The 26485-nt window shown below is 58.8% G+C and carries 24 protein-coding genes; 8 read left to right on the top strand and 16 right to left on the bottom strand.

The window, feature by feature from the left end; genetic code table 11:
* Positions 1 to 68 precede the first annotated feature (68 nt).
* The 4 genes from WX88_RS14605 to WX88_RS14595 form a co-directional block, all read right to left on the bottom strand.
* Positions 69 to 842 (bottom strand): DUF5683 domain-containing protein, encoded by a 774-nt coding sequence (locus tag WX88_RS14605; RefSeq protein ID WP_052732705.1) that lies wholly within the window; start codon positions 840 to 842, stop codon positions 69 to 71.
* Positions 843 to 942: 100 nt separating this feature from the next.
* The gene (locus WX88_RS14600; RefSeq protein ID WP_082116041.1) at positions 943 to 1932 is read right to left on the bottom strand and encodes a ParB/RepB/Spo0J family partition protein; all 990 of its coding nucleotides are present in this window, start codon (positions 1930 to 1932) and stop codon (positions 943 to 945) included.
* A gap of 249 nt (positions 1933 to 2181) precedes the next feature.
* Entirely contained in the window at positions 2182 to 2532 is a 351-nt protein-coding gene (locus tag WX88_RS30075; RefSeq protein WP_156176146.1) for a hypothetical protein, read from the bottom strand.
* A 21-nt stretch (positions 2533 to 2553) separates the two neighbouring features.
* The gene (locus WX88_RS14595; protein ID WP_046245138.1) at positions 2554 to 3363 is read right to left on the bottom strand and encodes a ParA family protein; all 810 of its coding nucleotides are present in this window, start codon (positions 3361 to 3363) and stop codon (positions 2554 to 2556) included.
* Between the two features lie 179 nt (positions 3364 to 3542).
* Here WX88_RS14595 and WX88_RS14590 point away from each other — a divergent pair, with 179 nt between their 5' ends.
* On the top strand, positions 3543 to 5237 hold the full coding sequence (locus tag WX88_RS14590; RefSeq protein ID WP_082116040.1) for an ABC transporter substrate-binding protein: 1695 nt from the start codon (positions 3543 to 3545) through the stop codon (positions 5235 to 5237).
* A 132-nt stretch (positions 5238 to 5369) separates the two neighbouring features.
* Here the strand turns inward: WX88_RS14590 and WX88_RS14585 are convergent, their stop codons facing one another.
* From WX88_RS14585 to WX88_RS14570, 4 genes are all read right to left on the bottom strand, one after another.
* Complete coding sequence (locus WX88_RS14585; protein ID WP_046245137.1) at positions 5370 to 6383, bottom strand: hypothetical protein; 1014 nt, start codon at positions 6381 to 6383, stop codon at positions 5370 to 5372.
* Positions 6384 to 6427: 44 nt separating this feature from the next.
* Complete coding sequence (locus tag WX88_RS14580) at positions 6428 to 6958, bottom strand: DUF6438 domain-containing protein (RefSeq protein ID WP_046245136.1); 531 nt, start codon at positions 6956 to 6958, stop codon at positions 6428 to 6430.
* Between the two features lie 197 nt (positions 6959 to 7155).
* A complete protein-coding gene (gene yidC, locus WX88_RS14575) occupies positions 7156 to 8946 on the bottom strand; it encodes a membrane protein insertase YidC (RefSeq protein WP_046245135.1) in 1791 nt (596 codons plus the stop codon).
* A 161-nt stretch (positions 8947 to 9107) separates the two neighbouring features.
* The gene (locus WX88_RS14570) at positions 9108 to 10754 is read right to left on the bottom strand and encodes a CTP synthase (RefSeq protein ID WP_046245134.1); all 1647 of its coding nucleotides are present in this window, start codon (positions 10752 to 10754) and stop codon (positions 9108 to 9110) included.
* Positions 10755 to 10982: 228 nt separating this feature from the next.
* Here WX88_RS14570 and WX88_RS14565 point away from each other — a divergent pair, with 228 nt between their 5' ends.
* On the top strand, positions 10983 to 12593 hold the full coding sequence (locus tag WX88_RS14565) for a Na+/H+ antiporter (RefSeq protein ID WP_082116039.1): 1611 nt from the start codon (positions 10983 to 10985) through the stop codon (positions 12591 to 12593).
* Positions 12594 to 12796: 203 nt separating this feature from the next.
* On the opposite strand, the gene WX88_RS14560 is transcribed toward WX88_RS14565, so the two are convergent.
* From WX88_RS14560 to WX88_RS28805, 3 genes are all read right to left on the bottom strand, one after another.
* A complete protein-coding gene (locus WX88_RS14560; RefSeq protein ID WP_046245133.1) occupies positions 12797 to 13405 on the bottom strand; it encodes a helix-turn-helix domain-containing protein in 609 nt (202 codons plus the stop codon).
* A 112-nt stretch (positions 13406 to 13517) separates the two neighbouring features.
* Entirely contained in the window at positions 13518 to 14111 is a 594-nt protein-coding gene (locus tag WX88_RS14555; RefSeq protein WP_046245132.1) for a hypothetical protein, read from the bottom strand.
* Entirely contained in the window at positions 14095 to 15189 is a 1095-nt protein-coding gene (locus WX88_RS28805; protein ID WP_072053019.1) for an AAA family ATPase, read from the bottom strand. Before WX88_RS28805 ends, WX88_RS14555 begins: the two co-directional genes overlap by 17 nt.
* A 109-nt stretch (positions 15190 to 15298) precedes the next feature.
* Here WX88_RS28805 and WX88_RS14545 point away from each other — a divergent pair, with 109 nt between their 5' ends.
* The gene (locus WX88_RS14545; RefSeq protein WP_197076798.1) at positions 15299 to 16729 is read left to right on the top strand and encodes a D-alanyl-D-alanine carboxypeptidase/D-alanyl-D-alanine-endopeptidase; all 1431 of its coding nucleotides are present in this window, start codon (positions 15299 to 15301) and stop codon (positions 16727 to 16729) included.
* 106 nt (positions 16730 to 16835) lie between these two features.
* Here WX88_RS14545 and WX88_RS14540 read toward each other — a convergent pair whose 3' ends face one another.
* Positions 16836 to 17381, bottom strand: coding sequence for an REP-associated tyrosine transposase (locus WX88_RS14540; RefSeq protein ID WP_046245130.1), 546 nt, complete (start codon positions 17379 to 17381; stop codon positions 16836 to 16838).
* Positions 17382 to 17623: 242 nt separating this feature from the next.
* The gene (serA, locus tag WX88_RS14535; protein ID WP_046245129.1) at positions 17624 to 19525 is read right to left on the bottom strand and encodes a phosphoglycerate dehydrogenase; all 1902 of its coding nucleotides are present in this window, start codon (positions 19523 to 19525) and stop codon (positions 17624 to 17626) included.
* A gap of 58 nt (positions 19526 to 19583) precedes the next feature.
* On the opposite strand from serA, the gene WX88_RS14530 reads away from it, so the two are divergent.
* From WX88_RS14530 to WX88_RS30850, 5 genes are all read left to right on the top strand, one after another.
* Entirely contained in the window at positions 19584 to 20237 is a 654-nt protein-coding gene (locus tag WX88_RS14530) for a hypothetical protein (protein WP_046245128.1), read from the top strand.
* A gap of 46 nt (positions 20238 to 20283) precedes the next feature.
* The gene (pta, locus tag WX88_RS14525) at positions 20284 to 22377 is read left to right on the top strand and encodes a phosphate acetyltransferase (RefSeq protein WP_046245127.1); all 2094 of its coding nucleotides are present in this window, start codon (positions 20284 to 20286) and stop codon (positions 22375 to 22377) included.
* 25 nt (positions 22378 to 22402) lie between these two features.
* Positions 22403 to 23602, top strand: a complete 1200-nt coding sequence (locus tag WX88_RS14520; RefSeq protein WP_046245126.1) for an acetate/propionate family kinase — start codon at positions 22403 to 22405, stop codon at positions 23600 to 23602.
* Positions 23603 to 23724: 122 nt separating this feature from the next.
* Positions 23725 to 24000 (top strand): hypothetical protein, encoded by a 276-nt coding sequence (locus WX88_RS30855; protein ID WP_197076797.1) that lies wholly within the window; start codon positions 23725 to 23727, stop codon positions 23998 to 24000.
* The gene (locus WX88_RS30850; RefSeq protein ID WP_231590710.1) at positions 23919 to 24389 is read left to right on the top strand and encodes an alpha/beta hydrolase; all 471 of its coding nucleotides are present in this window, start codon (positions 23919 to 23921) and stop codon (positions 24387 to 24389) included. The genes WX88_RS30855 and WX88_RS30850 overlap by 82 nt, the downstream gene beginning before the upstream one ends.
* A gap of 47 nt (positions 24390 to 24436) precedes the next feature.
* Here WX88_RS30850 and WX88_RS14510 read toward each other — a convergent pair whose 3' ends face one another.
* The 3 genes from WX88_RS14510 to WX88_RS14495 form a co-directional block, all read right to left on the bottom strand.
* Entirely contained in the window at positions 24437 to 24919 is a 483-nt protein-coding gene (locus tag WX88_RS14510) for a hypothetical protein (protein ID WP_156176145.1), read from the bottom strand.
* Positions 24920 to 24930: 11 nt separating this feature from the next.
* Positions 24931 to 25152 carry a hypothetical protein gene (locus WX88_RS30070; protein WP_156176144.1) on the bottom strand — a complete coding sequence of 74 codons (222 nt, stop codon included), beginning with the start codon at positions 25150 to 25152 and terminating at the stop codon, positions 24931 to 24933.
* Positions 25153 to 25619: 467 nt separating this feature from the next.
* On the bottom strand, positions 25620 to 26485 hold an 866-nt coding region (locus WX88_RS14495), incomplete at its 5' end, for a hypothetical protein (RefSeq protein ID WP_046245122.1).

The following is a 26485-nucleotide window of genomic DNA, read 5'->3' as shown; positions in this document are numbered from 1 at the left end:
ATGTCGTGGCTGTCAACGGCGGGGCTTTGAAAACGGGCAATTGACTATCCGCAACGGACAACTAAAAATTATTTCACCCGGAGCGCGAACATAACACCCGGAGCCATGGGCAGCGCCAGCGGCTGGCCGGGCACCGCCAGCATGGTTGGCTGCCAGTGCAGGCTTAGGTCGTCGCTCACGTCGAAGTCTTTGAGGTGGGCATCAACCAGCGCATCCACAATTTGCAGGCTATAAGCAAGGCCGATGTAGAGGTAGAAGATGTCGCGGTAGCCGCGGTAGAATACCACGCCGCTGTTCAGTCCTTGGACGCTGCTTACCAGCCGGGCCCGAGGACCTAGCGCCGCATCGCGAACCTTGAAGGGGGCATTCGTTTCGGGGTTGATTTTGGCTTGGGTAATGTTGTTGTAGGCGTCAGCGAATTCGCGGTAGCGGGTCTGATAAAAATACTCGCCGTATATCACGCCGCCGAGTGCTCCATACACAAGGGGTAATTTCCACCAGCGCCGATTATAAATCTGGCCTGCGCCAGGCAAAACCATAGCCAGCAGCGCGGCCTTGCCGGGGCGCGTGAGCCGGATGCCTTTGAAACCAAAGGCCCGAAACATGTGCTCCGTGCGTTTGGCGGAGTCGGCGGCGGCTTTTAGGCGCTTGGCTTCGGGTGTCACCACCACTTCCCGGCGCTCGGTGGTGTCGCCGAGAATCGCGGCGGGCGATGGCGCGGTAGGGTCGTTGGGGTTAGTCGGATTGTTCGGATTAAATACCTGCGCCCAGCCGCTATGGCCCGCCAGCTGGGTGCAAGCCAGAATCAAAAAGGCTGCGATGTGGTGGTGCAATTTTTTCATAGCAAATCCGCTAACGGAAAGCGCCCGGGATTTAGCATACTAGCAAGCTAGCATTCCCAAGAACGTCCGGCGCATTGGGCGTCGGCGGAACCCAGAGGCTTTAGGATGGTTGCAAAATGTGCAGAATCCGTTGCATGTCCTCAACTGAATCAAAAGCAATTTTAATTTCTCCATTGCCCTTAGGCCCGGGCCGCACCTGCACCCGCGAGCCAAACCGGTCGGTGAGGTGGCGTTCAGCACGGCGCAGCTCGGCCGCTGGTACCACCGGTTGGGGGGGCGCGTCGGTGGTGGCAGAATCGCTCGTTTTTTCACCATTCGCAGTAGCCCGACCAAAACCGGCCCGCACTAGTTCCTCAACGCGGCGCACGGACAGCTCCTCGGCCACAATCTTGCGAAACAGGTCTACCTGCGCCTTAGAATCGTCGAGGCCGATGAGCGCGCGGGCGTGCCCCATGCTGATTTCGGCGTCGCGCAGGCCAATCTGCACATCGGGTGGCAGCTTCAATAGGCGCAGGTAGTTGGTCACGGTTGAACGGTTTTTGCCCACCCGGTCGCCCAACTCCTCCTGGCGCAGGTTGCACTCGCTCAGCAGGCGCTGGTAGCTGAGGGCAATTTCAATAGCATTCAGGTTTTCGCGCTGAATGTTCTCAATCAGGGCCATTTCCAGCATTTGCTGGTCGTCGGCCTTGCGGATGTAGGCGGGAATGGTCTCCAGCCCCGCCAGTTTAGACGCCTGCAAGCGCCGTTCCCCGCTGATGAGCTGATAGGAATTGGTGCCGAGCTGGCGCAGGGTCACGGGCTGAATAATGCCCTGAATCTTGATGCTATCGGCCAGTTCCTGGAGGGCTTGCTGGTCAAAGTGGGTGCGGGGCTGGTAGGGGTTGGCCTCAATATGCTCCACCGAGATAAAGCCCACTGAATTGACGGGGTGCGACACCAGCCGGTCGCCGGAGCCGGGCCGGTCACCTTTTTTTTCGTAGCTGCCCTCAATCAGGGCGTTGAGGCCCCGGCCCAGGCCACTCTTGCGTTTTACTGCGGCGGCGGCGGCTAGGGCAGCTTGCAATTTCTCTTCGTTCTTCTCTACAGGCATAGTACATCGGCCGGGTCCATAAAAGGCAAGCGGCAACCGAACGTCAAAAATACGGATTGTTGGGCGAAGGGCAAGCTGGAAGTTTGAGGTGGGCGGTTGAGCTTGAAATCAAGCCGATGAAAAGCCCCATCGGGGCGGCATATCGGTAGCAAAACTGGGTGAGAAGAATCATGAAGCCCCGTCGGGGCGACACTCGTTCAACGAATGCCGCCCCGACGGGGCTTCGAGAATCCGGAGAAACTGAGGTTGCTACCGATAAGTTGCCCCGCTGGGGCTTACTGGACAAATAAGAATTTCTCGGTGAGTGCTGATGTCAACGCCAATGAAATCAAGTACTTGGCCAACTAATTTACTGTGTAAAGGGGGGTAATCATCAGGAAATCGAGTTCCGCAAGCAAACCAGCCGTGGTGCATCAACACTGGAAAGCCCAAACCGGCATCAATGAAGACGCCGAAAGGGGCCTGATAAACGACTTTGCCAGTGATAACTGAGCCAACAGGTAAGCGTTGCTTTAGTGCCTCCCATTCGTCAACTCCAAAGCCCGGCTTGAAGAACATGCCACCTTCGTGATAAGCATCTTCAGTTGTTTCTGGCGCCATTAGTTGATTCGCTATAAAACGCTAAATCCGCTCGTCTTCAGCAGTTTCCTCGGGTCGGGCTTCTACGCTGTTCTTCTCCACTATTTCGCGGGCCAGGTTGAGGTAACTGATGGAGCCTTTGCTCTCGGCGTCGTGCAGAATGACGGGGATGCCGAAGCTGGGCGACTCGCTTAGCTTCACGTTGCGGGGAATAATGGTGTCGAAGGCCAGCTGCTGGAAGTGCATGCGTACTTCCTCCACCACTTGGTTGGAGAGGCGCAGGCGCACGTCGTACATCGTGAGCAGGATGCCTTCGATTTCGAGTTCAGTATTAAGGCGGCTCTGAATGATTTTAATGGTATTCAGAAGCTTGCCCAGTCCTTCGAGGGCGAAGTACTCGCACTGCACGGGGATGATGACCGAGTGCGCGGCCGTGAGTGCGTTGACCGTGATGAGGCCGAGCGAAGGCGAGCAGTCGATGATGATGAAGTCGTACTGGTCGGCGAGGGGGCGTAGGGCCTCCTTCATTTTCTCTTCGCGGTTGGGCAGGTTTATCATTTCCACCTCGGCGCCCACCAGGTCGATGTGGGAGGGCATGAGGTCGAGGTGAGGCAGAATGTTGGTAGGCAGAATGATGTCGTGCGCATTGATGCCGTCCACCATGCACTCGTAGATGCTGTTCTGGATGTCCTTGGGGTCGTAGCCCACGCCGGAAGTGGCGTTGGCCTGAGGGTCGGCGTCGACGAGCAGGGTCCGGTAGTCCAGGGCGGCCAGGGACGCCGCGAGGTTAATGGAGGTAGTGGTTTTGCCCACCCCGCCTTTTTGATTGGCTACCGCGATGATTTTTCCCATGAGTCTCTAGTTGTCAGTTGTCAGTTGCTAGTTCTTAGTTAGTGATTGTTGGCGGTTCATTATCAGTTGATGGTCATTCTGACCCTGATTAACTAATAACTGACGACGAATAACTGCCAACAAAGAACTAATAACTTTTGCCGTAGCATTGCACAAAGATACATTCTTTCCCTGTTCGCATGCCCCCTTTTTTGGCTCGTTGGGCCAGCTTATTGGCTAAACCTTTTGGATGCTGGCTGGCTCTGCTGGCGCTGGCTGGCTGCCACGACGCGGCCCGCCCGGCCGCCGACGAGCGCCGCGTGTTCCGCTACAACCAGCCCGAGGCGCTTACTTCGCTCGACCCCGCCTTTGCCCGCAACCAGGCCAACCGCTGGGCCGATGAGCAGCTGTTCAACGGCCTGCTGGAGCTGGATTCGACCCTGCTGCCAGCTCCGGCCCTGGCGCGGCGGTTCAGCATTTCACCCGATGGGCGGCTCTATACCTTCGTGCTGCGGTCGGGCGTGCGGTTTCACGACAGCGAGGTTTTCCCCGGCGGCAAGGGGCGCGTGGTGACGGCGGCCGACTTCGTGTATTCCTTCAAGCGCATTCTGGATGCGGCCACGGCCAGCACTGGGGGCTGGATTTTCCGGGGCAAAGTGTTGGAAAAGCCCGACGGCAGCCCCAGCGATACCGCCTTCGTAGCGGCAAATGACTCGACACTGCGCATTCATCTCAAGGAGCCGTTTATTCCGTTTCTGGGCATCCTGACTATGCACTACGCTTACGTGGTGCCTCACGAGGCCGTGGCAAAGTACGGCAAAGACTTCCGCGAGCACCCGGTGGGCACCGGGCCATTCCGGTTCAAGCTGTGGGACGAGGGCAACGTGCTACTCTTCGAGAAAAACCCGACGTACTGGCGGCGCGACCGGCAAGGGCGCCCGCTGCCGTACCTCGATGCCGTGGCCGTGAGCTTCCTGGCCGACCGCAAGACCGAGTTTCTGACCTTTCAGCAAGGCAAGCTGGATTTTCTGTCGGGCATCCGCGCTGGCTCGCGCGACTTGATTATGCACCCCGACGGCACTATTCGGGAGGATTTTCAGGGCAAGTTCCGGGTGGAGAAAGTGCCCTACCTGAACACGGAGTACCTCGGCATTCAACTCGATTCGGCTAACCTGACTGGCGAGCAGGCCGTGCAGGGCCGCGCCCTGCGCGACAAGCGCGTGCGCCAAGCCCTGAACTATGCTCTGAACAAGCCCGAAATGCTAACTTATCTGCTGAATCGGGTGGGGCACGCCGGCACCTCCGGTTTCGTGCCCATGGCGTTGCCCTCATTCTCCGAAAAAGAAGTGCCCGGCTACACCTACCAGCCGCAGAAGGCCCGGCAACTGCTGCGCGCCGCCGGCTACGGACCGCAGCGCCCGCTGCGCTTGCGCCTGAGCACGGTGCTGGAACGCAAGGAAATAGGCGAATATCTGCAAAAGCAGTGGGCTGATGTGGGCGCGCAGGTCCAGATTGATATCAATCAATCGGCGGCCCAGCAGGACTTGGTGGATAATGGCCGCGTTGCCTTCTTCGCCAAAAGCTGGCTAGGTGACTACCCCGATGCTGAGAACTACTTAGCCTTGTTCTACAGTCCCAATTTCAGTCCCGCTGGCCCGGATAAAACCCACTTCAAAAATGCGGCTTATGATAAGCTGTATGATGAAGCCCGCCGCACGCAGGACGTGGCCCGGCGTACGGCCCTCTACCAGGCCATGGACCGCATAATCGTGGAGGAAAGCCCGGTTATTAGCCTATACTACGACGAAGTGGTCCGGTTGACGCAGAACAACGTGCGCGGCCTTACTCCCAATCCTATGAACCAGTTGCTGCTGGAGCGAGTGCAAAAGGAGTAGATTTGAAGGAGACCGATAGCTTCATGTTGAGAACTGCTAGTAGCTCACACCGCCGCGATTCAGCAGATAAGTTAGCATTTCGGGTTTGTCGAATGCTCGCGCCAGCACCACACTGCACCGACCCAAAGGCTTTTACACGCTCTGAGATGATGCCAACTGCTTACGGCCGAATAGCATCCCACGCAATTCCTTGCCGATATTCAGGATGGTGCGGTGATTGAGCGGAAACTCCAGGAAGACATGGGCCAGACTCAGAAAAAAGAGCCACTTCATTCCCAGTTGATAGTCAATCCAGTAGATGCCGACGGAAGCCGCCCAAATTAGCGCAAGCATGGCCAAACGAGCCTTGGGCATTTGGTGCCACTGAATGATGCTGGTTTTGGAAAACCAATTAAGGTAGTGATAGGTGTAGGCGAAGGCAATGAAGCGCATCACCATTAGGCCGGTGGGAGAGGCGTAAACCAAGCTGTGCAGGGAGTCTCCTCCCGGCTGGCCGTCCTGAAACCAGCTAATAATAACTGAATTGATGCCCTCAAACATCTTATAAGCGGTGCTCGCGTAGGCGGTAGCAGGCCCACCCACGGGGCGTAAGAGCAGAAACAGCACGGGGCAGAGTACAAAAACGACCAGCGAAACTAAGCCTGTGCGGTGCTTCGACTTTAACGCGCCATACAAAATGAAGCAGCCCGTGAACAGATAGACGTGAATGAGGGTGGGTAGAAAAAACGAGAAGAACAGGATGTAGCTCCGCGAAAACGTGGCGCAGAGTATGAGTAAAGTCACGCTCACAAAACGATAAAACATGCTCTTTACCACCACCATGATGAGTGCCCCAGCAAAAGCCAGATATACAACCGTATTGTAGGGCAGGGGCGACGAAGGGCGAACTGGAACCAGTAGCTCAGTGGTATAGCTCAGGAAGAATAACGCCGCCACCACGGCCAGTGCTACCAGCGCCAGGTAGTCGCGGGGGCCATGGGTGAAGTATCGTCGCTGATGCAGCCAGGAAATTTCGGTGAGATAATGAGCGGGGCCCAACACAGCGTACGAAAACAAGAATAATTCGAAGGGCAAAAACATAGCTATGCTGAATGAAAGTAGCATTAGACTGATGTTGATGTAGTCGAGGCGGTGAGCTGCGGTCATAGCGGGTAGAAAAGAGGCTGCTTCAGGGATAAAGTTACTATGGATTAGCGGTCTGGAGTGGTAGAGAGACCGACTAGAGGGTCGAATTGGTTGCGCAGATAGCTAATGAGGACTACAAGTTCATCGGGCGCGCCGTCTTCCACCACCACGGTTTTCAATTGACCATTGGCTTGCCGGACACCCACCACGGTGCTGGGTAAGTCGGTAGCACCATGCGAGTATCGGTCCTGGAATTGGTCGAAATGAGCCTCCTGGGTCTGGCGCAACATGTCGGCCACAGTAGTAGCAGGGAGCTTAAGCTCCTTTTGGCCCATCACGGGCACGGCGTGGCGGCCTTCGTAGGCTACGCGGCCGTCGGCAAATACCTTCATCGTGTAAGCCGGGCAGGTGCCAAAGCAGGGCGTGCGCTCAAAGGTGAGCACGGGGCCCACTTCAGTCTTAGTATCACCCTGAGGCGTAGCTGTCTTTTTAGGGCTTTTCTTAGTCTTCGTTTGCTGGGGCGTGGTCTTTTGAGCGCAAGCCGGGAAGGTGAGCCCCAAGGCGAAAAGAAGTAGCAGAGCAGTGAAATAGCGCATAGTAGGCGGCGGATGAAGCAGTGAAGGTGAGGTCCCGAAAGTAGGTGAACAAAGAGCCGGCAGAACGAAAACCATGCCTAGGGTTTCATTCTGCCGGCTTAGGGTATTTGAGAAAAGGAAGTTAATGCTAAGCTAAAGCCCGTCATGCTGAGCGGAGCCGAAGCATAATGGGCTTCTCCTATATGCTAAACTTGCGACTACGATTTGCGCCGGGCCTGCGCTTCGCGCTCCTGCGCTGCTTTCATGGCTTCGGCAATGCGGCCTTGCAGGCCACCGGGCTTCTTGTCCTTGTTTTTGATTTTGTTGGCTTCGAGCTGGGCACGGATTTTAGTATCGTCGACGAAGGACTTAGTAATGGCTTGCTGGGCGAAAGTGATGACGTTTGACACGAAGTAGTACCAGGTGAGGCCGGCAGCGAAGCTGTTCAGCACGAACAGGAAGATGATGGGCATCAGGTAACTGTAGGTCTTCATCGGGCCCTGCATGGCTGTATTGGTCTGGTTGCTTTGCCAGGTCATGAGCAGGGTAGAGGCCGTCATCATCAGCGTGAACATGGAAACGTGGTCGCCGTACCATTTCACGTAGAAAGGCAGCTTCACGAATACATCGTAGCTGCTCAAGTCCTTGGCCCACAGAAAGCTTTGCTGGCGCAGCTCGATAGCGTTAGGGAAGAACTGAAACATGGCGAACAGAATGGGCAGGGTGAGCAGCGTGGGCACGCAGCCACTTAGGGGGCTCACCCCAAAGGTGGAGTAGAGCTTCATCGTTTCCTGCTGCACCTTGGTCTGGTCGTCGCCGTACTTTTCCTTGAGCTGGTCAATTTCTGGCTTCAGCACTTTCATGCGGGCCTGGCTCTCGTAGGTTTTGTAGGTGAGCGGCCACGTTACGAGCTTAATTAGTAGCACCAACAGCGCGATAATCAGGCCGTAAGAACTGATGAACTGCTCCAGGAAGTGGAACACCGGCAGCACCACGAAGCGGTTGACCCAGCGGAACAGGCCCCAGCCCAGATACACGTTGCGGTCGAACTCGGGCGCCACATCTTTCAGCAGGTTGAAAGAGTTAGGGCCGAAGAAGAAGCGGTACTGGCCGCGGCCCTGCACCACCTCGCTCACCGGCAGGGTGAGGGTGGTACTCAAGGTTTTGATAGTCGATGAGTCAGCGAGGTTCACATTCGAATTGAACGCGCCGCCGCTGAAGGGCTGCTGGTCGGCAATGAGGCCGGCCACGAAGAAGTCGTGCTTGTGAGCGGCCCATTTTACCGGGCCCGTGGCTTTATATTCTTCGGGGGTTTCGCTGGTTTCGTTCAGCGAGCCCTGGTCGCCGGCCGCGAGGTAGTGGTTGATAGTGGTGTGGTTGCGGTTTTGCTTGAGGTCCTGCTCGGTCTGACGCACCTGGTCCACGAAGGTGAACGTGAGTGGCTCCTGGGCCAAGGTGCGCTCCAGGCCATTCAGGCGCAGGTCGTACTTCAGCTCAAAGCTGTTGGCTGGCAGGGTATAAGCCTGCACGATGCTGCCACCGGCCACCGGCGCCGTGAAGGTGAGCACCGCTGCGCCATCGGCCGCCTGCGAGGTAGCCGACTGGAAAACCAGGTCCGAAAACTTGATGGTTTTGCCGTCCACGGTGCGGAAGCGGGTGTCGAGGCGGGCGCTTTTGGCATCGAACAAATCGAGTGGCTGGCCGAAAAACGTCTTATACTTATTCAGGCGCACGGCGGTCACGCGGCCCCCGCGGGTCGAGAAAGTGACGGTGAGGTTGGCGTTCGTCAAGGTGAGGTCCTGCACAACGCCCGCCGTGGTGTCGAGGGCGGCTTCCGGGGCGATGGCCGGAACTGCCGCGGGAGTGGCGGCGGTGCTTCCGGCGGCAGTGGTAGCGGCCGGGGTTTTGCCGGGCGCTTTTTCGTCAGGATTCTTCGGGCTGAAGAAGAACAGGTACACGAGGAGCAAGGCCGAGATGAGGAACAGGCCGGTTGCTTGATTTTTATCCATTACGTAATGAGGTTGCGAAAGGGCAAAGGTACGGCGCGGATAGTGGGCTAGGCGCACAGTGGCGCGCAGCCTTTGCTGCGCGTTTCTGCCTGCCTGCCTTGATGCCACAATTACCTGTGCGGCGCGTACTCGCGGAGCGAAGGCTCCGCACCACATTTAGCTTATGCTTTGCGGTGCTGGATGGCGGCGCGCACGAAGCGGGTAAACAGCGGGTGTGGCTGCTCCACGGTGCTTTTCAGTTCGGGGTGGAACTGGCCGGCCACGAACCAGGGGTGGCTTGGCAACTCGATTACTTCCACGAGGCCGGTTTCGGGGTTAGTGCCAGTCATTTGCAGGCCGGCTTCTTCAAACTGGGCCAGGTACTGGTTATTGAACTCGTAGCGGTGACGGTGGCGCTCACTGATGTGGTTGCGGCCGTAGGCCTTAGCGGCGCGGGAGCCGCGGCGCAAGTCGCAGGCGTAGGCGCCGAGGCGCATGGTGCCGCCCTTTTGCGTGATGTTTTTTTGTTCCTCCATCATGGCGATGACGGGGTTGGGCGTCAGCGCGTCCATTTCGGTGGAGTTGGCGTTTTGCAGGCCCAGCACGTGGCGGGCAAACTCTACCACCGCTACCTGCATGCCCAGGCAGATGCCGAAGAAGGGGATATTGTTTTCCCGCACGTAGCGCACAGCGGCAATCTTGCCCTCGAAGCCGCGCTCGCCGAAGCCAGGGGCTACGAGTACGCCATCGCAGCCGTGGAGCAGGCCGGCAATGTTGTCGGGGGTGATGTGGTCGGACTGAATGCTGCGGACGGTGACTTTGCACTCGTTCTGCGCGCCGGCGTGCACAAAGGCCTCGTTGATGGATTTGTAGGCGTCGGGTAGCTCCACGTACTTGCCCACGAGGGCCACGGTCACTTCCTCGGTGGGATTTTTGAGCTTGCCGAGGAAGTCTTTCCAGGCTTCCAAATCGGGTTGCTGGGCGCCGCCAGTCATTTTCAGACGCTTGATAACCCGCTCATCCAGGCCCTCCTTACGCATGAGCAGCGGTACCGAATAGATGCTGTCGGCGTCGAGCGACTCGATAACGGAGTTGATTTTGACGTTGCAGAACAGCGCGATTTTGCGGCGCATCTCCATCGGAATCGGGTGCTCGGAGCGGCACACCAGGATGTCGGGCTGCAGGCCGGCCTCGCGCAGGTCGCGCACGGAGTGCTGCGTAGGCTTGGTTTTCAGCTCGCCGGCCGCCTTCAGGTAGGGTAGGAGCGTGAGGTGAATAACCAGCGAATCCGAATCGGCCAGCTCCCAGCGGAGCTGGCGCACGGCCTCCACGAAGGGCAGGCTCTCGATGTCGCCGATGCAACCGCCGATTTCGGTGATGACCACATCGAACTGGCCGTTTTGGCCCAGCAGCAGCATGCGCCGCTTGATTTCGTCGGTGATGTGGGGTACCACCTGCACCGTTTTGCCGAGGAACGCGCCTTCGCGCTCGCGCCGGATGACGTGGTCGTAGATGCGACCGGTGGTGACGTTGTTGGCCTGCGAGGTGGGTGTGTTCAGGAACCGCTCGTAGTGGCCGAGGTCGAGGTCAGTTTCGGCGCCGTCGTCGGTCACGTAGCACTCGCCGTGCTCGTACGGGTTGAGCGTACCGGGGTCGATGTTGATGTAGGGGTCGAACTTCTGGATGGTGACTCGGAAGCCGCGAGCTTGCAGCAGCTTGGCGAGAGAGGCGGAAATAATTCCTTTGCCTAATGAAGAAGTGACGCCGCCGGTAACGAAAATGAATTTCGCAGCCGACGCGGAGGGGGTGGGGGTTTGGCGTTCGGGCATGACGGGGGTCAAAAGTACGGCTTCCGGATTTGGAATAGGAAAAAATCTGCGTCGCGGGGTAGCTGCTTGCAGGCTTTTCGTCTGATAAAACCATCATGCAGAGCGCAGCGAAGCATCTCGTGTGCCGCCACTATATTTTTTCTTGCGTCGGGATTGCCAGCTCACGCCAGATGCTTCGCTATGCTCGGCATGACGTTTCTTTGGAGCTTTCTTCCGCTGCGCTTACTTATGCTGCACTCAACCCTTTTGCTCATTATCGGTCTGCTCTTCGCCGTCTTTTTGTTGGTGATGCTGGGGCAGAAGCTGGGGATTTCTTACCCTATTTTTCTGGTGTTGGGCGGGCTGGTGCTGAGTTTCGTGCCGGGCTTGCCGCACATTGCCATTGCCCCCGACCTGATATTTCTGATTTTCCTGCCGCCGCTGCTTTATGAGGCGGCGTGGTACACGTCTTGGCACGACTTCTGGCGCTGGCGGCGGCCCATTGCGCTGCTCGCGTTTGGGCTGGTGGCCTTCACGTCGGTCATCGTGGCGGTGGTGGCGCAGGCCATTATTCCGGGGTTCACGCTGGCGCTGGGGTTCTTGCTGGGTGGCATCATCTCGCCGCCCGATGCGGTGGCGGCCACTTCAGTGCTGCGCGGCATCAAGGTGCCGCGGCGGGTGACGGCCATTCTGGAAGGCGAAAGCCTGATTAACGACGCCAGCAGCCTGATTGTATTTCGGTTTGCGCTGGCGGCCGTGGTGTCGGGCACGTTTGTGTGGCACGAGGCGGTGGGCAGTTTTTTACTGGTGAGCGGCATGGGGCTGGCGATAGGAATAGGCGTGGCCTACGGCTTTTATTTGATTCATAAATACCTGCCTACCACGCCCAGCATCAACACGGTGCTCACCTTCATGGCGCCCTACGTGATGTATTTGATGGCCGAAGAATTTCATTTTTCGGGCGTGCTTGCGGTGGTGAGCGGCGGGCTGCTGCTTTCGCGCCTCTCGCACCGGGTGTTCGATGCCAATACGCGCCTGCAGGCTGGCAGCGTGTGGTCGAGCGTGAGCTTCGTGCTCAACGGGCTGGTGTTCATTCTCATTGGCTTGCAGCTGCCCATCGCGGTGGAGGGGCTGGGCGAGTATTCCCTGCACGAAGCCATTGCCTACGGCCTGCTGATGAGCGTGCTCGTGATTGTCATCCGGCTGCTGTGGATGTACCCGGCCGCCTTTATTCCACGCTTTTTCAGCCAACGCATTCGCACCAGCGAGGCCAGTCCCGGCTGGCAGGGCCCGCTGGTGCTGGGCTGGGCTGGCATGCGGGGGGTAGTATCGTTGGCCGCCGCGCTGTCGGTGCCCCTGACGACGGCCGACGGCCTGCAATTCCCGCAGCGCAACCTGATGCTGTTCATCACCTTCGTGGTCATTTTGGTCACGCTGGTGGTGCAGGGCCTCACGCTGCCGGCCATCATCCGCTTCGCCCGGCTGGCCGACCCCGACGACCGGCTTCCGCCCGAAGAGCAGGAAGCCGGGGTGCGCCTGCACCTGCGCCAGGCCGCCGTGGACCATCTCAAAAACCAATATCCTGCCGAGACCGAAGGCAATGAACTCATTGCCCGCCTGCAACAGCGCATGCAAACCGAGCTGAACCTCACCACCCGCACCCTGAATGCCCTCGAAGCCGATGAGTCGGGCCGCGAGGCCCTGCGCCAGTACCACCTGGTGCTGCTCGACGTGCTGCGCGTGCAGCGCGAGGCTCTGGCCCACCTGCGCCACCACGACACCTTCGAGGAAGAAGTGCTGCGCCAACAGGAAGCCCAACTGGACCTCGACGAGGCCAAAATCAAGCACATCGAGCGGTAAGCGTCTCTTTAGAAAAGACCGTCACCAACCAGCCCGTCATGCTGGCGGTAAGGGGCTCTTTAAAAAAAAAAAACGTCAAATTTCGCCAACCAGAACGTCATGCTGAGCGGAGTCGAAGCATTTCTCCCATAGCAGTAAACTCAATACTTGCGCGGGAGAGATGCTTCGACTCCGCTCAGCATGACGGGCTTTTTCCTGGCGGCTTAGTTCTTCAGCAACGTGGCCAGGGCGGCGGCTTCGGTTTCGAAGGCTTCGGCTTGGAGGCGCAGCAGGTGGTGGCGGGCGGCATCGTCGGGGGTGAAGGCGGTGGCCCACTGCTGGACTAGATGCCGAGGGTAGGTGAAGCGGACCCAGGCGGCGCGCGTGGCCAGGCTGGCATCGGGGGCCGGCAGGTCGGGGGCGTCCGGGGCGGCTGGCGGCATGGCGGCCAGCAGCGCGGGTAGGGCCTGCTGCCAACGCAGGCCCACGTTGGCCCGCCCGTTGAGGGCGCGCAGCTCGTAGCGCAGGTTGGCGGCCCGCCACACGCAATAGTCGCGGCGGGCTTCCAGCGGGCCGGGGGCCGGCGCGGTGGGCAGGGTAGGGGGCGGCACCGGCGCGGCCAGCACGACCAGCAACGCGCCTTCGGGCACTAGGGCCAGTAGCGGCGCCGCGCGCTCGTACACGGCCTGGCTCATAGAGCGCCGGTTGGCTTCGAGGTTGGCCAGCATGCCGCGGCTGATGCCCAGAAAGTCGGCCAGTTCCTGCTGCGGTAAGCCCAGGTATTGCCGCAGGACGGCCAGGCGCGAGTCGGGAAAATTGGAGGGGCGGGCCATTATGGAACGGGCTAGGGGTGAAACATATTCGGCTTGCAAATGAGAATATGTTTCAAGGTATGAAACATATTCTCATTTGCAAGCCGAATATGTTTCAAGGTGCGCCATAGCATCAGTCTACTAATTGGTCCGTCACCACCCAGCCGCAACGCGGGGGTAGGTCGTCGAAATCGGCCAAATCGCACTGAATGCCCAGGGGCTTTAGCTTTTCCCGCATCTTCTTCAGCAGGTCTTGCCGCTGGACGCGACGGTTCTGCATCTTCTGCTGCGTGTCGCGCTCCTGTGGCGACTGCTGAATGCGAGTTTGCGCTAGAAAAAACACCAGCTTCAGCCGTTCGGGTGATCGGCGGATAGCGGCCCGTAAGTCGGGTGCCAGCAAAGCATCCTCGTTACGAGCCCCCAGACTAAGGGCTGCCCAAGTGTTGAGCGTTTTTTGCAGGATTTCAAGTGGAATTTCCTTCGTACGAATCTTTTCGCGCAAACCAGGGGCATCGTTCCTAAAATCCTTGATTTCAATCAGGATGAGGTCGTAAAAATCGGGGCGGATACCGGCCACGATATCCACGCCTTTCATGCTCTTGATTTTCTCGATGCGCTCGCGGTAAAAGCTGGGTTTTGCCGGGTCCTTCTCGTCGTATTTGAACGCGTGCCAGTCATCGGCATCTGGAAAGTTGAAGACGAGACTACCCTCAGGAATCACCGGCATGTTCGTCGTCTAAAGCGGCTTCAAAATCGAACGTCTGGGTCAGCTCAGCATCCAGTGCTGCTACGTGTTCGAGCTGGATAAAATCGTCTTTCGTCTCTACCTGCGTGGCCCCGTCTTCCCCCGCATACAGCGCGAAGTAGCGCACCGGTTGCTTCTCCCGCTGCGCCAGAATGTGTAGCTCTTTCAGCAAAAAAAGGCTGTGCGTAGCCAGAATAATCTGGAAGCCTGCCTTGGCCAGCCCGGTGAGCACCGCGGCCATTTCCTTCAGCAGCGCCGGGTTGAGATTGGCCTCGGGCTCGTCCCAGAACAGGGTGGTTTCGGGCGTGAGCGTGCCGTTGACAAGCAGCTTGTAGAGCGTAGCGAATTTGCGGAAACCCTCGGCCACGAGGTTCATTTCCATGCGCGGCTGATTAGGAGAGGAGAGGTAGAAATGGCCGCCTTCTTCTTCCACTTTGCCGCCGATGAGTTTCTGGAGCTGCGCTACGATGTGGGCCGGTTCGGGCTGCCGTAGGGGCGGGCCCATTAGTAGGCGTAGGAGGTCGGGGTAGGTTTGATCAATAGGAATAACATAACGGCTGTATATAGATGGCAACCATCCCATCGTTAGCACCTCTTTGGCAGGAATTAATACAGGGAATACAAAATTGGTTATTTTTTCAAATTCAGTTGTCTCAGCATCAGTCGGTCCTTTTAAAAATATTGAAGTAAGTGAAGTTGAAATTTGTACTTGCTCATTGATATGGTTCACCTCTACAGATACTTTAGACTCATTTGCATCTACACCATGTCTAATTAGATCACTTGAAACAAGGGGTACTGGCTGAAAAACACTTTTAATTTTATCCTCTATGCTCCATAAAAGCAACTCACGTTTGCTTAGCAGTTCCACCTTGGCATTTGAAGGTTTGCGAATTTGTTCAAAGGCATCTAACAATCCATGAAGCATAGAATACCCCACCTTCAACGCATGGCTCTTGCCGGTGCCATTCGTCCCTACAAGCACATTCAATCCCGGTCCGAACTCAAAGTCGGCGTCTTCAAAAACGGTGAAATTGCGGAGGTGCAGGCGTTTTAGCATACCGCGAAACTACGGAGTAGCTACTCGAAAATAGAAAATACACCAATGGATGAGGTTTTTGCGGTTGCTTCAGCTACCCCAGCCCCGTTTGCTGCGTAAGTTGCGGCCGATGCTACGTCCTCTCTACTTTCTGTTGTTGCTCACCTTGGGGGCTACCCAACTGTCGGCCTGCGCCCAGGCCCCCGAAAAGCCGCCCGTGGCTGCCGCGCCGCCCACCGCCCAGCGCCTGCCCTGGCTGCAAGGGCTGCTCGATAGCTCGGCCATCCTGCGCCAGCACCAGGTGGGGCTGAGCATCGCCGATGCCGCCACCGGCGAAGACCTGTTTGGCTATCAGGAAAGCAAGTATTTCACCCCGGCCAGCACCATGAAGCTGTTCAGCTTCTACGCCGGTCTGCACATCCTCGGCGACTCCCTGCCCAGCCTGCGCTACTTTAGCCGCAACGACACGCTGTTTTTCCAGGGCACCGGCGACCCTACGCTGTTGCACGGCGACGTGCCCAGCCGCCGCGCCTACAACTTCCTGCTGAACCGGCCGGAGAAAAGCTTGGCCTACTGTGCCATCAACTGCGTGCCCGCTTTCGGCCCGAGCTGGACCTGGGACGACTACGGCTACTACTTCCAGCCCGAGCGCGGAGCATTCCCGATATACGGGCACACGGTGCGTTTTTATGCCTCCGCGCCGCTGCCAGCGCGGGCCGGTGGGGTGGCGGCCGTGCGCCCGGCGCTGCCCGTCATGCCGCGGGTGCGGGTATTTCCGCGCTTCTTCGCGCCGTTGGTGAGCCCGGCCACGCCCAATCTGCTCACGCCCGGCCTCGACAAGGACGTGCACGTGCTGCGTGCCCCGCTCGAAAACCGCTTCTACGTGCTACCGGCCCACAAAAAATGGGTTGATGAAACGCCCTTTCGCACCAGCAGCGGGCTGATGCTGCGGCTGCTGGGCGATACCCTGCGCCGGGCCACCACCGGCGCCGTGTGGCGTCCCCGCCCCGGCCTCGATTCCATCCGCACGCTGCACGGCCTGCGCGTGGACTCGCTCTACCGCCGCATGCTGCGCGTGAGCGATAATTTCCTGGCCGAGCAGCTGCTGCTGATGTGCTCCACCAAAATCGGTAACCACGATTCGCTCAGCACCGGTCGCGTCATCCGCTACACCCGCAAAAACTTCCTCACCGGCCTGCCCGACCCCATTTTCTGGGCCGATGGCTCGGGGCTTTCCCGCCTCAACCTTATCACGCCACGCACGCTCACGGCCCTGCTGCTCAAGCTGCACCAGGAAGTGCCCGAGCGGCGCCTGCTGAGCCTGCTGGCGGCCGGTGGGGGCCAGGGCACCCTGCGTAAGCGCTACCACGACGCCGCCGGTCCCTGGGTGTGGGGCAAAACCGGCACCCTCAGCAACAACCTCAACATGTGCGGCTACCTGCGCACCAAAAGCGGCCGTTTGGTGGCATTCAGCTTTATGAACAATAACCACGTGGTCGACAGCTACCCGATGCGCAACGAAGTGGAGCGGGTGCTGCGGCAGGTGCGCGAGCGGCTGTAATGCTTTCGTCCTATAGCTACTGGCGGCAGTCTCAAGGCAACGCAGTTGCCGCGACTGCCAGCCACAAAAACGAATGCAGTCTCCAGACTGCCGTAAACAGACCTGCCTAAAACAGCAGCGACACTGGCAACACCGCTTCCAACCCCGCATAAAACGAAGCCGAGGAGTACAGATAATCTTCGTCCCGATAGCAAATACCCGCTCGCACCGGATTTGCATGGGTGTAGGCCAGCCGTTGTTGGACCATCTCCTGGGTGCGCAGCTCCACGCCATGGCTCCGCTGCTGCCACAGCTGAAAGTTCAGATTACTCGGGTTGCGTTCGCCCTCCTGTTTCAGGAGCCATTGCAGCCAGCCGCGGCGGCTTTCGGTGGGCGAGTTGGTAATTTCCTTGAACAGCTCAGTGGCAGTAAATTTTTTGAAATCCCGCACGATGTTCGACAGTTCATATCCATCAGCAGCGCGGGCGATGAGGTGCAGGTGGTTAGTCATCAGGCAATAGGCGAATAACTCCAGGCCTTTCTTCTGCTGGCAATAGCGCAGGCTGTCGATGACAATGTCTTTGTACCGAGGCCGAGTGAAGATGTCAATCCAGCCCACGACGGTAAAGGTGAGGAAGTACAGAGCCTGCTGGTCGCGGATTTGGTAACCCATAATTTGTGTGGTTTCTGCTGAAAATGACAAACGACCTGGCGGCAGTCTTCAGGCAACGCAGTTGCCGTGACTGCCAGCCACAAGAACGGGGGCAGTCTCCAGACTGCCGTATTAGTGCATAACCAGTTTGCGCGGGAATGCATTGCTTGTGCTACGGCAGTCTGGAGACTGCCCCCGTCCTCCGGGCGGGCAATCACGACAACTGCGTTGCCTGAAGACTGCCGCCAGAACGTCATAAAAGCTTAGTACAGCACCCGGAACTTGATGGTGTGCTCCACTGCACGTAGGGCCTGAATTACATCCTGGTCGTATTCACGGTTGATGTCGGTAATGACGTAGCCGATGTGCTCGTTGGTTTTCAGGTACTGGCCGAGGATATTGACGTGGTGGGCGGCCAGCACGTTGTTGATTTTGGCCAGTACGCCGGGTACGTTGGCGTGGATGTGGATGAGGCGGTGGGCCTGTTGCGACGGCAGCTGGATATTGGGGAAATTGACCGACTGCTGGGTGTTGCCAGTGTTGATGTACTGCATGATGCGCTCGGGCACGAACTCGGCGATGTTGCGCTGGGCCTCGGCCGTGCTGCCGCCGATATGGGGCGTGAGCAGCACGTTGGGCAGGCCGCGCAGTTCGTTCTCGAAGCTCTCGTTATTGGTTTTGGGCTCGTAAGGAAACACGTCGATGGCTGCCCCGCCGAGGTGGCCTGAGCGTAGGGCGGCAGCCAGGGCGGGCACGTCCACCACGTGGCCGCGGGCGTTGTTGAGGAAAAGGGCGCCGGGCTTCATTTGAGCAAATTCCTTCTCGCCAATGAAGTTTTCGTTTTCCCGCCGGCCGTCGATGTGCAGGGTCACCACATCGGCTTGGGCGAGTAGTTCGTCCAGCGTGCGGCACTTCACGGCGTTGCCGAGTTGCAGCTTTTCGGCCACATCGAAGTACACCACTTTCATGCCCACGGCCTCGGCCACCACCGATAGTTGCGAGCCGATGTTCCCGTATCCCACGATGCCCAGGGTTTTACCGCGAATCTCAAAGGAACCTTTGGCTGATTTGTCCCACTTGCCTGCGTGCATCTTGGGGTTCTTTTCAGGAATGCGGCGTGCCAGCACAATGATTTCGCCCAAAGCCAGCTCCACCACCGAGCGAGTGTTGGAAAAGGGCGCATTGAACACGGCCACACCTTTTTTCATGGCCTCATTGAGGTCAATCTGGTTCGTGCCGATGCAGAAAGCGCCAATAGAAATCAGCCGGTTGGCGGCGTCAAGTACGCGCTTGGTAACCTGAGTTTTGGACCGGATACCGAGGATGCTTACGCCCTCAATGCGCTGGATGAGCTCGTCCTCGTCGAGGCCGCCGGGCACAGTTTCTACCTGGTAGCCTTCTTCACTAAACAGTTCTTTGGCGCGGATATCGGGGTTTTCGAGGAGGAGGACTTTTATGCGGTTTTTGGGGTACGAAAGAGTCATGGGAAGTTTTAGTTGGTACAAAAACTCGTCGAAGGTGGGGAGCACTTCGTCGGCGCGGGCCACCACGGTAGGGCGGGCCACATTTTCAGTGTAGGCATAGAAGCGGTGGGCCAGGCCGGCCTCGCGGATTTGGTAGTCGGTGTAGCCGTCGCCGAATACGTAGACGGGGCCGTCCAAATCGAGCAGCACGAGCTGGCGGATTTTGCCGCCGTCGCGGCTGAGCACGTTGCCGGGGTCGCAGCCGGTGATGCGGCCTTCTTCGTCAAACGTGAACGTGTTGGCTAGTACGTGGTCGGCCGTAATACCGAAATCGGCTACTACCGGTTCGATGAATTCGCGGAAGCCGCTGCTCACCACGTAAATCCGGTCGGCAAATTGCCGGAAGAAGTTGCCGTTGCGCCGGATGCTTTCGCTCACCCTGGTTTTGAGGCGGGCCACCAGCGACGCCAAATGCTTCTCGTTGGCCCCGAGTAGAGCCAGGCGCTTGGCTAAGGATTCCTGAAACCCAATTTCGCCAGCCATGCCTTGGTCAGTAAGGGCGCGGATTTGAGCTACTACGGCGGCTTGATTGGGGAGGCCTTGCAGAGCAATGTCGGCTAGCTCGTCGAGGCCTTCAACCTGAGTGAAGGTGGAGTCGAAGTCGAAGACGAGGTAGGGCAGGGGAGCGGCAGTATTGGGCATGGTTGCAAAGATGGGAGCGGCAGTACCTTGTGAGAGCATTTACTCCCCAAGTATTTTTATGAAACTCACTTTGCTGCTGCTGCTGGCGCTGCTTTTTGAAACCTCGGTCGCCGATCCAGCGCCTGGGCGCGTCACGAGTAGCCCGCTGATGAAGACAGCTTATATGGAGGCAAAGAAGGCATGTAGAGCGGCCCAGCCGCAGCGCACCTTTCCCCTTAAAAAGGCCAACGGACGCATCACGATTCCCACAACTAAAGGTCCTAAGGTTTTTAAGGATGTCATCGTGGACGAGGTGGCGCTGCAAAAGGGAATTGGAGAGGAAGAAACCTTAATTCACGACTATCTGGGCTTTCTGCCGGAGTTCCATTGCCACCTGCTTAAGCTTAGTTACTATGAAACCTCAGAGTATTTGATGATTGACGAAGCAGGCCGCCAGATTACTCTGTGCGGTGAGCCTATTTTCTCGCCTGATATGCGTTATATTGTGGCTAGCTCTCAAGGTATTGAGTACGGCGGAGGCCAGGCCAATGTGATTGAACTGCTGGAGCTTCAAAAGAGCGGTTTGAGACAAATCTGGAAGCTGGAGCCCAAAACCTGGGAGCCGTACCGAGTTTGCTGGGCCTCGGCCACTGCCTTGTTGTTGAGCAAGGTAATGTGGACTGGCAAAAACCCGGGCAGCACCTATACATATGCCAGGTTGGTGGTGCACTAGCACCCGTCCGGCCAACGCCAGCCCCAACTGCTACGTTAATCAGTTCATGACGAAAGCCGTTTTCATTGTTGCCGCCGAGCCCTACAGTGGCAAGTCCCTCGTTGCGCTGGGACTGGTAAATATGCTGCTGGGCCAGGCCCGGAAGGTGGGCTACTTCAAGCCCATTATCGACTACGACCCCGCGCAGCAGCCCGACCCGCACATCGAGACGGTGGTGAGCTACTTCAAGCTGCCGCTGGCTGATGCGCCCACCCACGCCTACACCCGCCCGGAGGCCCTGCGGCTGCTCGAGGCCGATGCCCAGGGCGAGCTGATTGATACTGTTATCCGCAAGTTCAAGCAGTGGGAGGATAACTACGACTTTACGGTGGTGGAAGGCAGCGACTTCCTCGGGCCTGGCACCGTGTTTGAATTCGATGCCAACGTGTCGATGGCCAAAAACCTGGGCGTGCCGGTAGTGCTGGTAGTATCGGGCGAGGGCAAGAGCACGGCGCAGGTTATCAGCGCGGTGCTGACGCTGCTGCGCAACTTTGAGGCGCGTGAGGTGCCGGTGCTGCTGGCGGTGGCCAACCGCGTGGCGCCCGCGCAGGCCGACGACGTGCGCGAGCTGCTGCGCAACCAGCTTCCGGCCGACGTGCTGCTGGCTGTCATTCCCGAAGACCCCACGCTGCTGCACCCCACCATGCGCGAAATTCACGCCGGGCTGGGCGGCCGGCTGCTGTTTGGCGAAGCCGGGTTGGGCAATCAGGTCGACAACTACGTCATCGGAGCCATGCAGGTGCCCAATTTTCTCAATTACCTCAAGGAGAACGTGGTGATTGTGACGCCCGCTGACCGGGGCGACATCATCGTGTGCGCATTGCAGGCCAATTTGTCGGCCAGCTACCCGCGGGTGGCGGGCATCGTGCTCACGGCCGGGGCTGAGCCCGATGAGCCCATCCGCCGCCTGCTCGAAGGCCTGCCCAACGTGGTGCCCATCCTGGGCGTGTCCACGGGCACCTTCGAAACGGCGACCCGCGTGGGTGCTATCAAGTCGCGGATTACGCCCGACAACCCGAAGAAGATTCAACTAGCCATCAGCACCTTCGAGCGATACGTGGACGTGCGGGTACTGGAAGAAAAACTGGTCAGCTTCCACTCCGAAGGCATCACGCCGCACATGTTTCAGTACCGGCTGCTGCAATGGGCCAAACGTTCTCGGCGCCACATCGTGCTGCCCGAGGGCAACGACGACCGTATTCTGCGGGCCGCCGCGCAGCTGCTCCACCAGGACATCGTGGACCTGACCATTCTCGGCGACCCCAGCGAAGTGACGGCTTCGGCCAAGCGGCTGGGTTTGAGCCTGCCCGCCGGCCACTTGCGCATCATCGACCCGGTGAAATCGGAGTATTATGCCGATTACGTGGAGACGTTTTACGAGCTGCGCAAGGACAAGGGCGTGAACCAGGACATGGCTCGCGACCTGCTGCGCGACGTATCGTATTTCGGCTCGATGATGGTGTATAAGGGCCACGCCGACGGCATGGTGTCGGGGGCGGTGCACACCACGCAGCACACCATCCGGCCGGCGTTGCAGTTCATCAAAACCAAGCCGGGCGTGTCGGTGGTGTCGTCGGTGTTTTTCATGTGCCTGCCCGACCGGGTGGCCGTGTTCGGCGACTGCGCCGTGAACCCCAATCCCACGGCCGAGCAACTGGCCGAAATCGCCATTTCATCGGCCGAAAGCAGCCAGGCGTTTGGCATCGAGCCGCGAGTGGCCATGCTGTCGTATTCGTCGGGCACTTCCGGCGCGGGGGCCGACGTGGAGAAGGTGCGCCAGGCCACCGAGCTGGTGCGCCAGAAGCGCCCCGACCTGAAAGTGGACGGTCCCATTCAGTACGACGCCGCCGTGGACCCGCTGGTGGGCCGCCAGAAGCTACCCGATTCGGAAGTGGCCGGCCAGGCCAGCGTCCTCATCTTCCCTGACCTGAACACTGGCAACAACACCTATAAAGCCGTGCAGCGCGAAACCGGCGCGCTGGCCATTGGCCCCGTATTGCAAGGCCTGAACAAGCCGGTGAATGACCTCAGCCGTGGCTGCACGGTAGATGATATTTTTAATACGGTAGTCATTACCGCCATTCAAAGTCAGCAGAGCTGATTTAATTTATATTTAATTCAAAACATTGAACATCTTCGTCCTCAATTCCGGTAGTAGCTCTATTAAATACCAACTCTTTCGCTGGCCGGCCGAGCAGCCGTTGTGCAGCGGCTTGGTGGAGCGCATTGGGCTGGAGCAGCCGCGTATCAGGCATAAAGTGTTCAGGGGCGGGGAGGAGCAGGTGATTGAGCGGGCGCCGGAGCGGCTGCCGGACCACCGCGCTGGCCTGGAGGCGGTACTGGAGCTGCTGACCGATGCCGACACGGGCGTGATTCGGGACCCGGTCGAGATTGAGGCCGTGGGCCACCGCGTGGTGCACGGCGGCGAAACCTTTGCCGCCACCACCATCATCACCGAAGCGGTGAAGGCCGAAATCAAGCGGCTGTTTTCGTTGGCGCCGCTGCACAATCCGGCCAACTTCCTCGGTATTGAGGTGGCGGAGCAGATATTTCCGCGGGCGCGGCAAGTGGCCGTGTTCGACACGGCTTTCCACCAAACGCTGCCGGAGTACGCGTTTCGCTATGCGCTGCCGGCGAGCCTCTACACCGAACACGGCATTCGGGTGTACGGCTTCCACGGCACCAGCCACAAGTACGTGGCCGAGCAAGCTGCCGCCTACCTCGGCTCGCCCGATGTTAGCCTCATTACGGTACACCTCGGCAACGGGTGCAGCATGGCCGCGGTGCGCAACGGCCGCTGCCTCGATACCAGCATGGGCTTCGGCCCGCTCAGCGGCCTGGTGATGGGCACCCGCTCCGGCGACCTCGACCCGTCCGTCATCTTCCACCTCGTTAACCAGCTCGGTTACTCCGTCGAGCAAGCCAACACCCTGCTCAACAAGCAAAGCGGTATGCTCGGCCTGACCGGCTTCAGCGACATGCGCGACGTGAACCAGGCCGCCGCGGCCGGCGATGCCACCGCTACGCTGGCGCTGCAACTCTACGCCTACCGCATCAAGAAATACATTGGGGCCTACGCCGCCGCGCTGGGTGGGCTCGATGCCGTTGTGTTCACGGCCGGTGTGGGCGAGAACGATGCCGCCGTGCGCCGCCTCGCCTGCGAAAATCTCACCTTCCTGGGCATCGGCCTCGATGAAGCACGCAACCAAGAACGCGGCTCGCAGCTGCGCGAAATCAACGCCCCCGAGATGGCTGTGAAAGTGCTGGTGGTGCCCACCAACGAAGAGCTGGAAATTGCCCGGCAGTGCGCCGAGCTGCTGGTTTAGAATTGGGCTTTACAAGCCGCCGCAACTCAGTGCTATTTCTGCATTGGCGTACCGGGCCCGGCCATGACCAAATCGGCCTCCTTGAGTACAGCCAACATCCCGGTAGTTCTGAAAAGGTGGTCATGGCGCGCAAACAAAAGCTCGAATTCATTCTGGAGTCCGTCACCTCGCACCAGACCGTTGAGGGCGTGGAAGAACTGACCCTGAACACCAACGAGGGCGGCATTGCGGCGCGGCTACACCCGGCCCCAGCAGGCGCGCCGGCCGTGGTTTGGGTAGGGGGAGCGGGGGCGGCCTCGATGGCCCGGCCTGGGGCATGTACCCGCGGCTGGCCGGGCGGCTGGCAGCGCAAGGCATTGCCTCGCTCCGGCTATACTACCGCAAGCCCAACTATTTAGAGGATTGCGTGATGGACACCTTGGTGGGGGCCGAATACCTGGTGCAGCAGCGCGGCTATGGGGCCGTGGCTCTGGTAGGGCACTCATTCGGGGGAGCGGTGGTGATTTCGGCCGGCGCCCTCAGCCAGACCGTGACGGCCGTGGTGGCCATGAGCAGCCAAACCTACGGCACCGACCTCGCCGCGCAGGTGAGCCCGCGCCCCTTGCTGCTGGTGCACGGGTCGGCCGATGAAGTGCTGTCCGACGCCTGTTCCCGTAGTATCTACGCCCGTGCCCACGAGCCCAAAGAGCTGCGCCTCTACCCCAACTGCCGCCACGGCCTCAATGAGTGCCGCGAGCAGGTAGATGAAGACGTGGTGGGCTGGCTGCTAAAGCAGCTGGCCCAATAGCGTCCGGCATTCGCCCAGGAAGGTGTTGCAGGTTGAGCCGTGGGTCGCTAGGTAGACACTGGGCGGGAAGCGAGCGACGGCGGCAGAGGGCGGCGGAAGTAAAACAGCCCGTTGAGCAGCAGTAGCAGCACCCCGTGCGTGACGAGCAGTGAAAGCAGCGCCCATTTCTCCAAGTAGAAAACGTCGGCGAGCAAGCGTCGGCCGTGCTCAAACAGGGCGGGAAACCGCCAGCCGGTGTGCAGGTAGTAGCCCAGGCACACGCTGAGCAGCGGCAGCACCCCACCCAGCAAGGTGATGGCACTGGCTGCCGCCCGTCGCCGGGGCGTGGTCGGCCAGCGCAGGAACCAGGTTAGGGCAAAGACTAGCCCGTAGCTGAAGGCATAGAAGGAATGTACATCCCTCAACTCGTCCGCCCGGTAGCTGTATCCCAGCCAATCATAGTTGGTTAACTGGTCCAGCAGCAATTCGAATACATGCAGGCCCAGAAAAGCAACGACTAAACTGGCCAGCGTGCGTAAAACCATTCGCATACCGTTTATGGCTAGTGAGACAAGCGGAACAATTTCAAGCCCGGCTCGCTAAGAGTACGGGCGACACCTCCTCGTTTTTCGATCCCATCGCCGCCCTCACCCCGTCCGCCACCACGCGATTTGAAGGTCGTTTTCTTGTCTTCTTCGGCAAAGCCGAACCATTTTTCTTCGCCCACGGCCCCGCTGGTAATTACTTCTAGATGATACGTTGAAGCATTATAGCGGTAGCCCATTTAACACTGCTGGCACGCTTAGGCGGATACAGCATGGGGGCGGGAAGCGAAATATCTGCGAAGCAGGAAGAGCATGTTTACTACCAGTAAGGTCATGCCATGCGTGAGCAGAAGAGCAGGGTAAGAGCCTTGCTCTAAAGCCATTATTTGCCTGTAAGGAATATTCGTGTGCATATACTCCCAGATACCTGCTGAGAATAGGGGTAGCAAGCCTCCGATGAGCGCAATGAGCGAACCATAGGCGACTCTTCTCGGAGTTGAATTTCCAAACACTATCACCCTAGTAAAGCACAGTAGGTAAAGAAACCCATAGAAAAGACTCACTTCCCATAAGTCACCCATTGCATAGCTGGCCCCGATGTTTTCCCACGTCCAATGACAGAGTGCGTTATACAGCCAGTAAGCGCACAAGGTGATTATAAGGACCAATAATATCTTTCCGATGTTTTTCATAACAACAGTTGATGTTAGTGACTTAATCGGAACAATTTTACCCTGGAGTCAGTCAGGGTGCGCTCTGGGCCACCCGATTTTTCTACGCCGTCCTGTCCGCCGCTACGCCCCCCTCCGCGTGAACGCCAGGTAAAAGGGGTGCCAACGCTGAAGCCAAAAATATCATGGCCAATCAGAGTGCTGGTGATAACCTCCAAGTGAAAGGTGCCCCCACCGTAGTTCACTCCCATAATCATCCCGCGTTTAACATTGCCAGCGCGCTTGCCAACCTCATCAACCAGGCCTCGATTATGGTTGTGCCAGTAGCTGGAGGCCGAGAGGTACTTGCCCGCGTGCTGGGCCTGGTTTTCGTAGCCGCACAGCGTCAGGCACTCGCCCAAGAAGATGTTACAGGTTGAGCCGTGGGCCGTGGTGGTGGCCCAGTTGATGACGTAGTAGTCCCGGGGCCAGGCCGCCCACTGCTCCCGTAGCTGGTCGAGGGTATCGGAATTCTCGCCGATGGCATTCGACTTCAGGCCCGCCTGCGAGCAGAGGTAAAGCTTCTGGTTCATCTTGAAGCCGTGCCAGTCGTCCCAGGTGCGGAAGGCCTTGGGGCGGGCCGCGCTGCCGGCCAGGCGCGAGTTGAAGGAGTAGAACCAGGGCTTGGTCGTGGCGCTATAGTAGCCGAAGCTTTCCATGAAGCCGGGCGCTTCGGCCAGGTAGTCGGCCGCGTCAGCTAAGTTGTGAAAGATGGTAGGCATATCAGGTAGCAGCTGCAAGAGCCGGATGCGGAAATGGAAGAAGGAAGAATTGAAGGCGCGAAAGTAGCCCACAGTTCCGGTGTGGTCCGGTTCGAGGGCGCCAAGGCCAGAATGGGGGGCGCCAAGGCCAGAATGGGGGG

This window comes from Hymenobacter terrenus (genome assembly GCF_000972495.1).
Taxonomy (GTDB): domain Bacteria; phylum Bacteroidota; class Bacteroidia; order Cytophagales; family Hymenobacteraceae; genus Hymenobacter; species Hymenobacter terrenus.
This window is presented reverse-complemented; position numbering and strand designations above follow the sequence as displayed.

Bases quoted from the DNA above. Each gene is read 5' to 3' on its own strand.
- WX88_RS14605 (WP_052732705.1), bottom strand. From the start codon at position 842: ATGAAAAAATTGCACCACCACATCGCAGCCTTTTTGATTCTGGCTTGC.
- WX88_RS14600 (WP_082116041.1), bottom strand. From the start codon at position 1,932: ATGCCTGTAGAGAAGAACGAAGAGAAATTGCAAGCTGCCCTAGCCGCC.
- WX88_RS30075 (WP_156176146.1), bottom strand. From the start codon at position 2,532: ATGGCGCCAGAAACAACTGAAGATGCTTATCACGAAGGTGGCATGTTC.
- WX88_RS14595 (WP_046245138.1), bottom strand. From the start codon at position 3,363: ATGGGAAAAATCATCGCGGTAGCCAATCAAAAAGGCGGGGTGGGCAAA.
- WX88_RS14590 (WP_082116040.1), top strand. From the start codon at position 3,543: ATGCCCCCTTTTTTGGCTCGTTGGGCCAGCTTATTGGCTAAACCTTTT.
- WX88_RS14585 (WP_046245137.1), bottom strand. From the start codon at position 6,383: ATGACCGCAGCTCACCGCCTCGACTACATCAACATCAGTCTAATGCTA.
- WX88_RS14580 (WP_046245136.1), bottom strand. From the start codon at position 6,958: ATGCGCTATTTCACTGCTCTGCTACTTCTTTTCGCCTTGGGGCTCACC.
- yidC (WP_046245135.1), bottom strand. From the start codon at position 8,946: ATGGATAAAAATCAAGCAACCGGCCTGTTCCTCATCTCGGCCTTGCTC.
- WX88_RS14570 (WP_046245134.1), bottom strand. From the start codon at position 10,754: ATGCCCGAACGCCAAACCCCCACCCCCTCCGCGTCGGCTGCGAAATTC.
- WX88_RS14565 (WP_082116039.1), top strand. From the start codon at position 10,983: ATGCTGCACTCAACCCTTTTGCTCATTATCGGTCTGCTCTTCGCCGTC.
- WX88_RS14560 (WP_046245133.1), bottom strand. From the start codon at position 13,405: ATGGCCCGCCCCTCCAATTTTCCCGACTCGCGCCTGGCCGTCCTGCGG.
- WX88_RS14555 (WP_046245132.1), bottom strand. From the start codon at position 14,111: ATGCCGGTGATTCCTGAGGGTAGTCTCGTCTTCAACTTTCCAGATGCC.
- WX88_RS28805 (WP_072053019.1), bottom strand. From the start codon at position 15,189: ATGCTAAAACGCCTGCACCTCCGCAATTTCACCGTTTTTGAAGACGCC.
- WX88_RS14545 (WP_197076798.1), top strand. From the start codon at position 15,299: ATGCTACGTCCTCTCTACTTTCTGTTGTTGCTCACCTTGGGGGCTACC.
- WX88_RS14540 (WP_046245130.1), bottom strand. From the start codon at position 17,381: ATGGGTTACCAAATCCGCGACCAGCAGGCTCTGTACTTCCTCACCTTT.
- serA (WP_046245129.1), bottom strand. From the start codon at position 19,525: ATGCCCAATACTGCCGCTCCCCTGCCCTACCTCGTCTTCGACTTCGAC.
- WX88_RS14530 (WP_046245128.1), top strand. From the start codon at position 19,584: ATGAAACTCACTTTGCTGCTGCTGCTGGCGCTGCTTTTTGAAACCTCG.
- pta (WP_046245127.1), top strand. From the start codon at position 20,284: ATGACGAAAGCCGTTTTCATTGTTGCCGCCGAGCCCTACAGTGGCAAG.
- WX88_RS30855 (WP_197076797.1), top strand. From the start codon at position 23,725: ATGGCGCGCAAACAAAAGCTCGAATTCATTCTGGAGTCCGTCACCTCG.
- WX88_RS30850 (WP_231590710.1), top strand. From the start codon at position 23,919: ATGTACCCGCGGCTGGCCGGGCGGCTGGCAGCGCAAGGCATTGCCTCG.
- WX88_RS14510 (WP_156176145.1), bottom strand. From the start codon at position 24,919: ATGCGAATGGTTTTACGCACGCTGGCCAGTTTAGTCGTTGCTTTTCTG.
- WX88_RS30070 (WP_156176144.1), bottom strand. From the start codon at position 25,152: ATGGGCTACCGCTATAATGCTTCAACGTATCATCTAGAAGTAATTACC.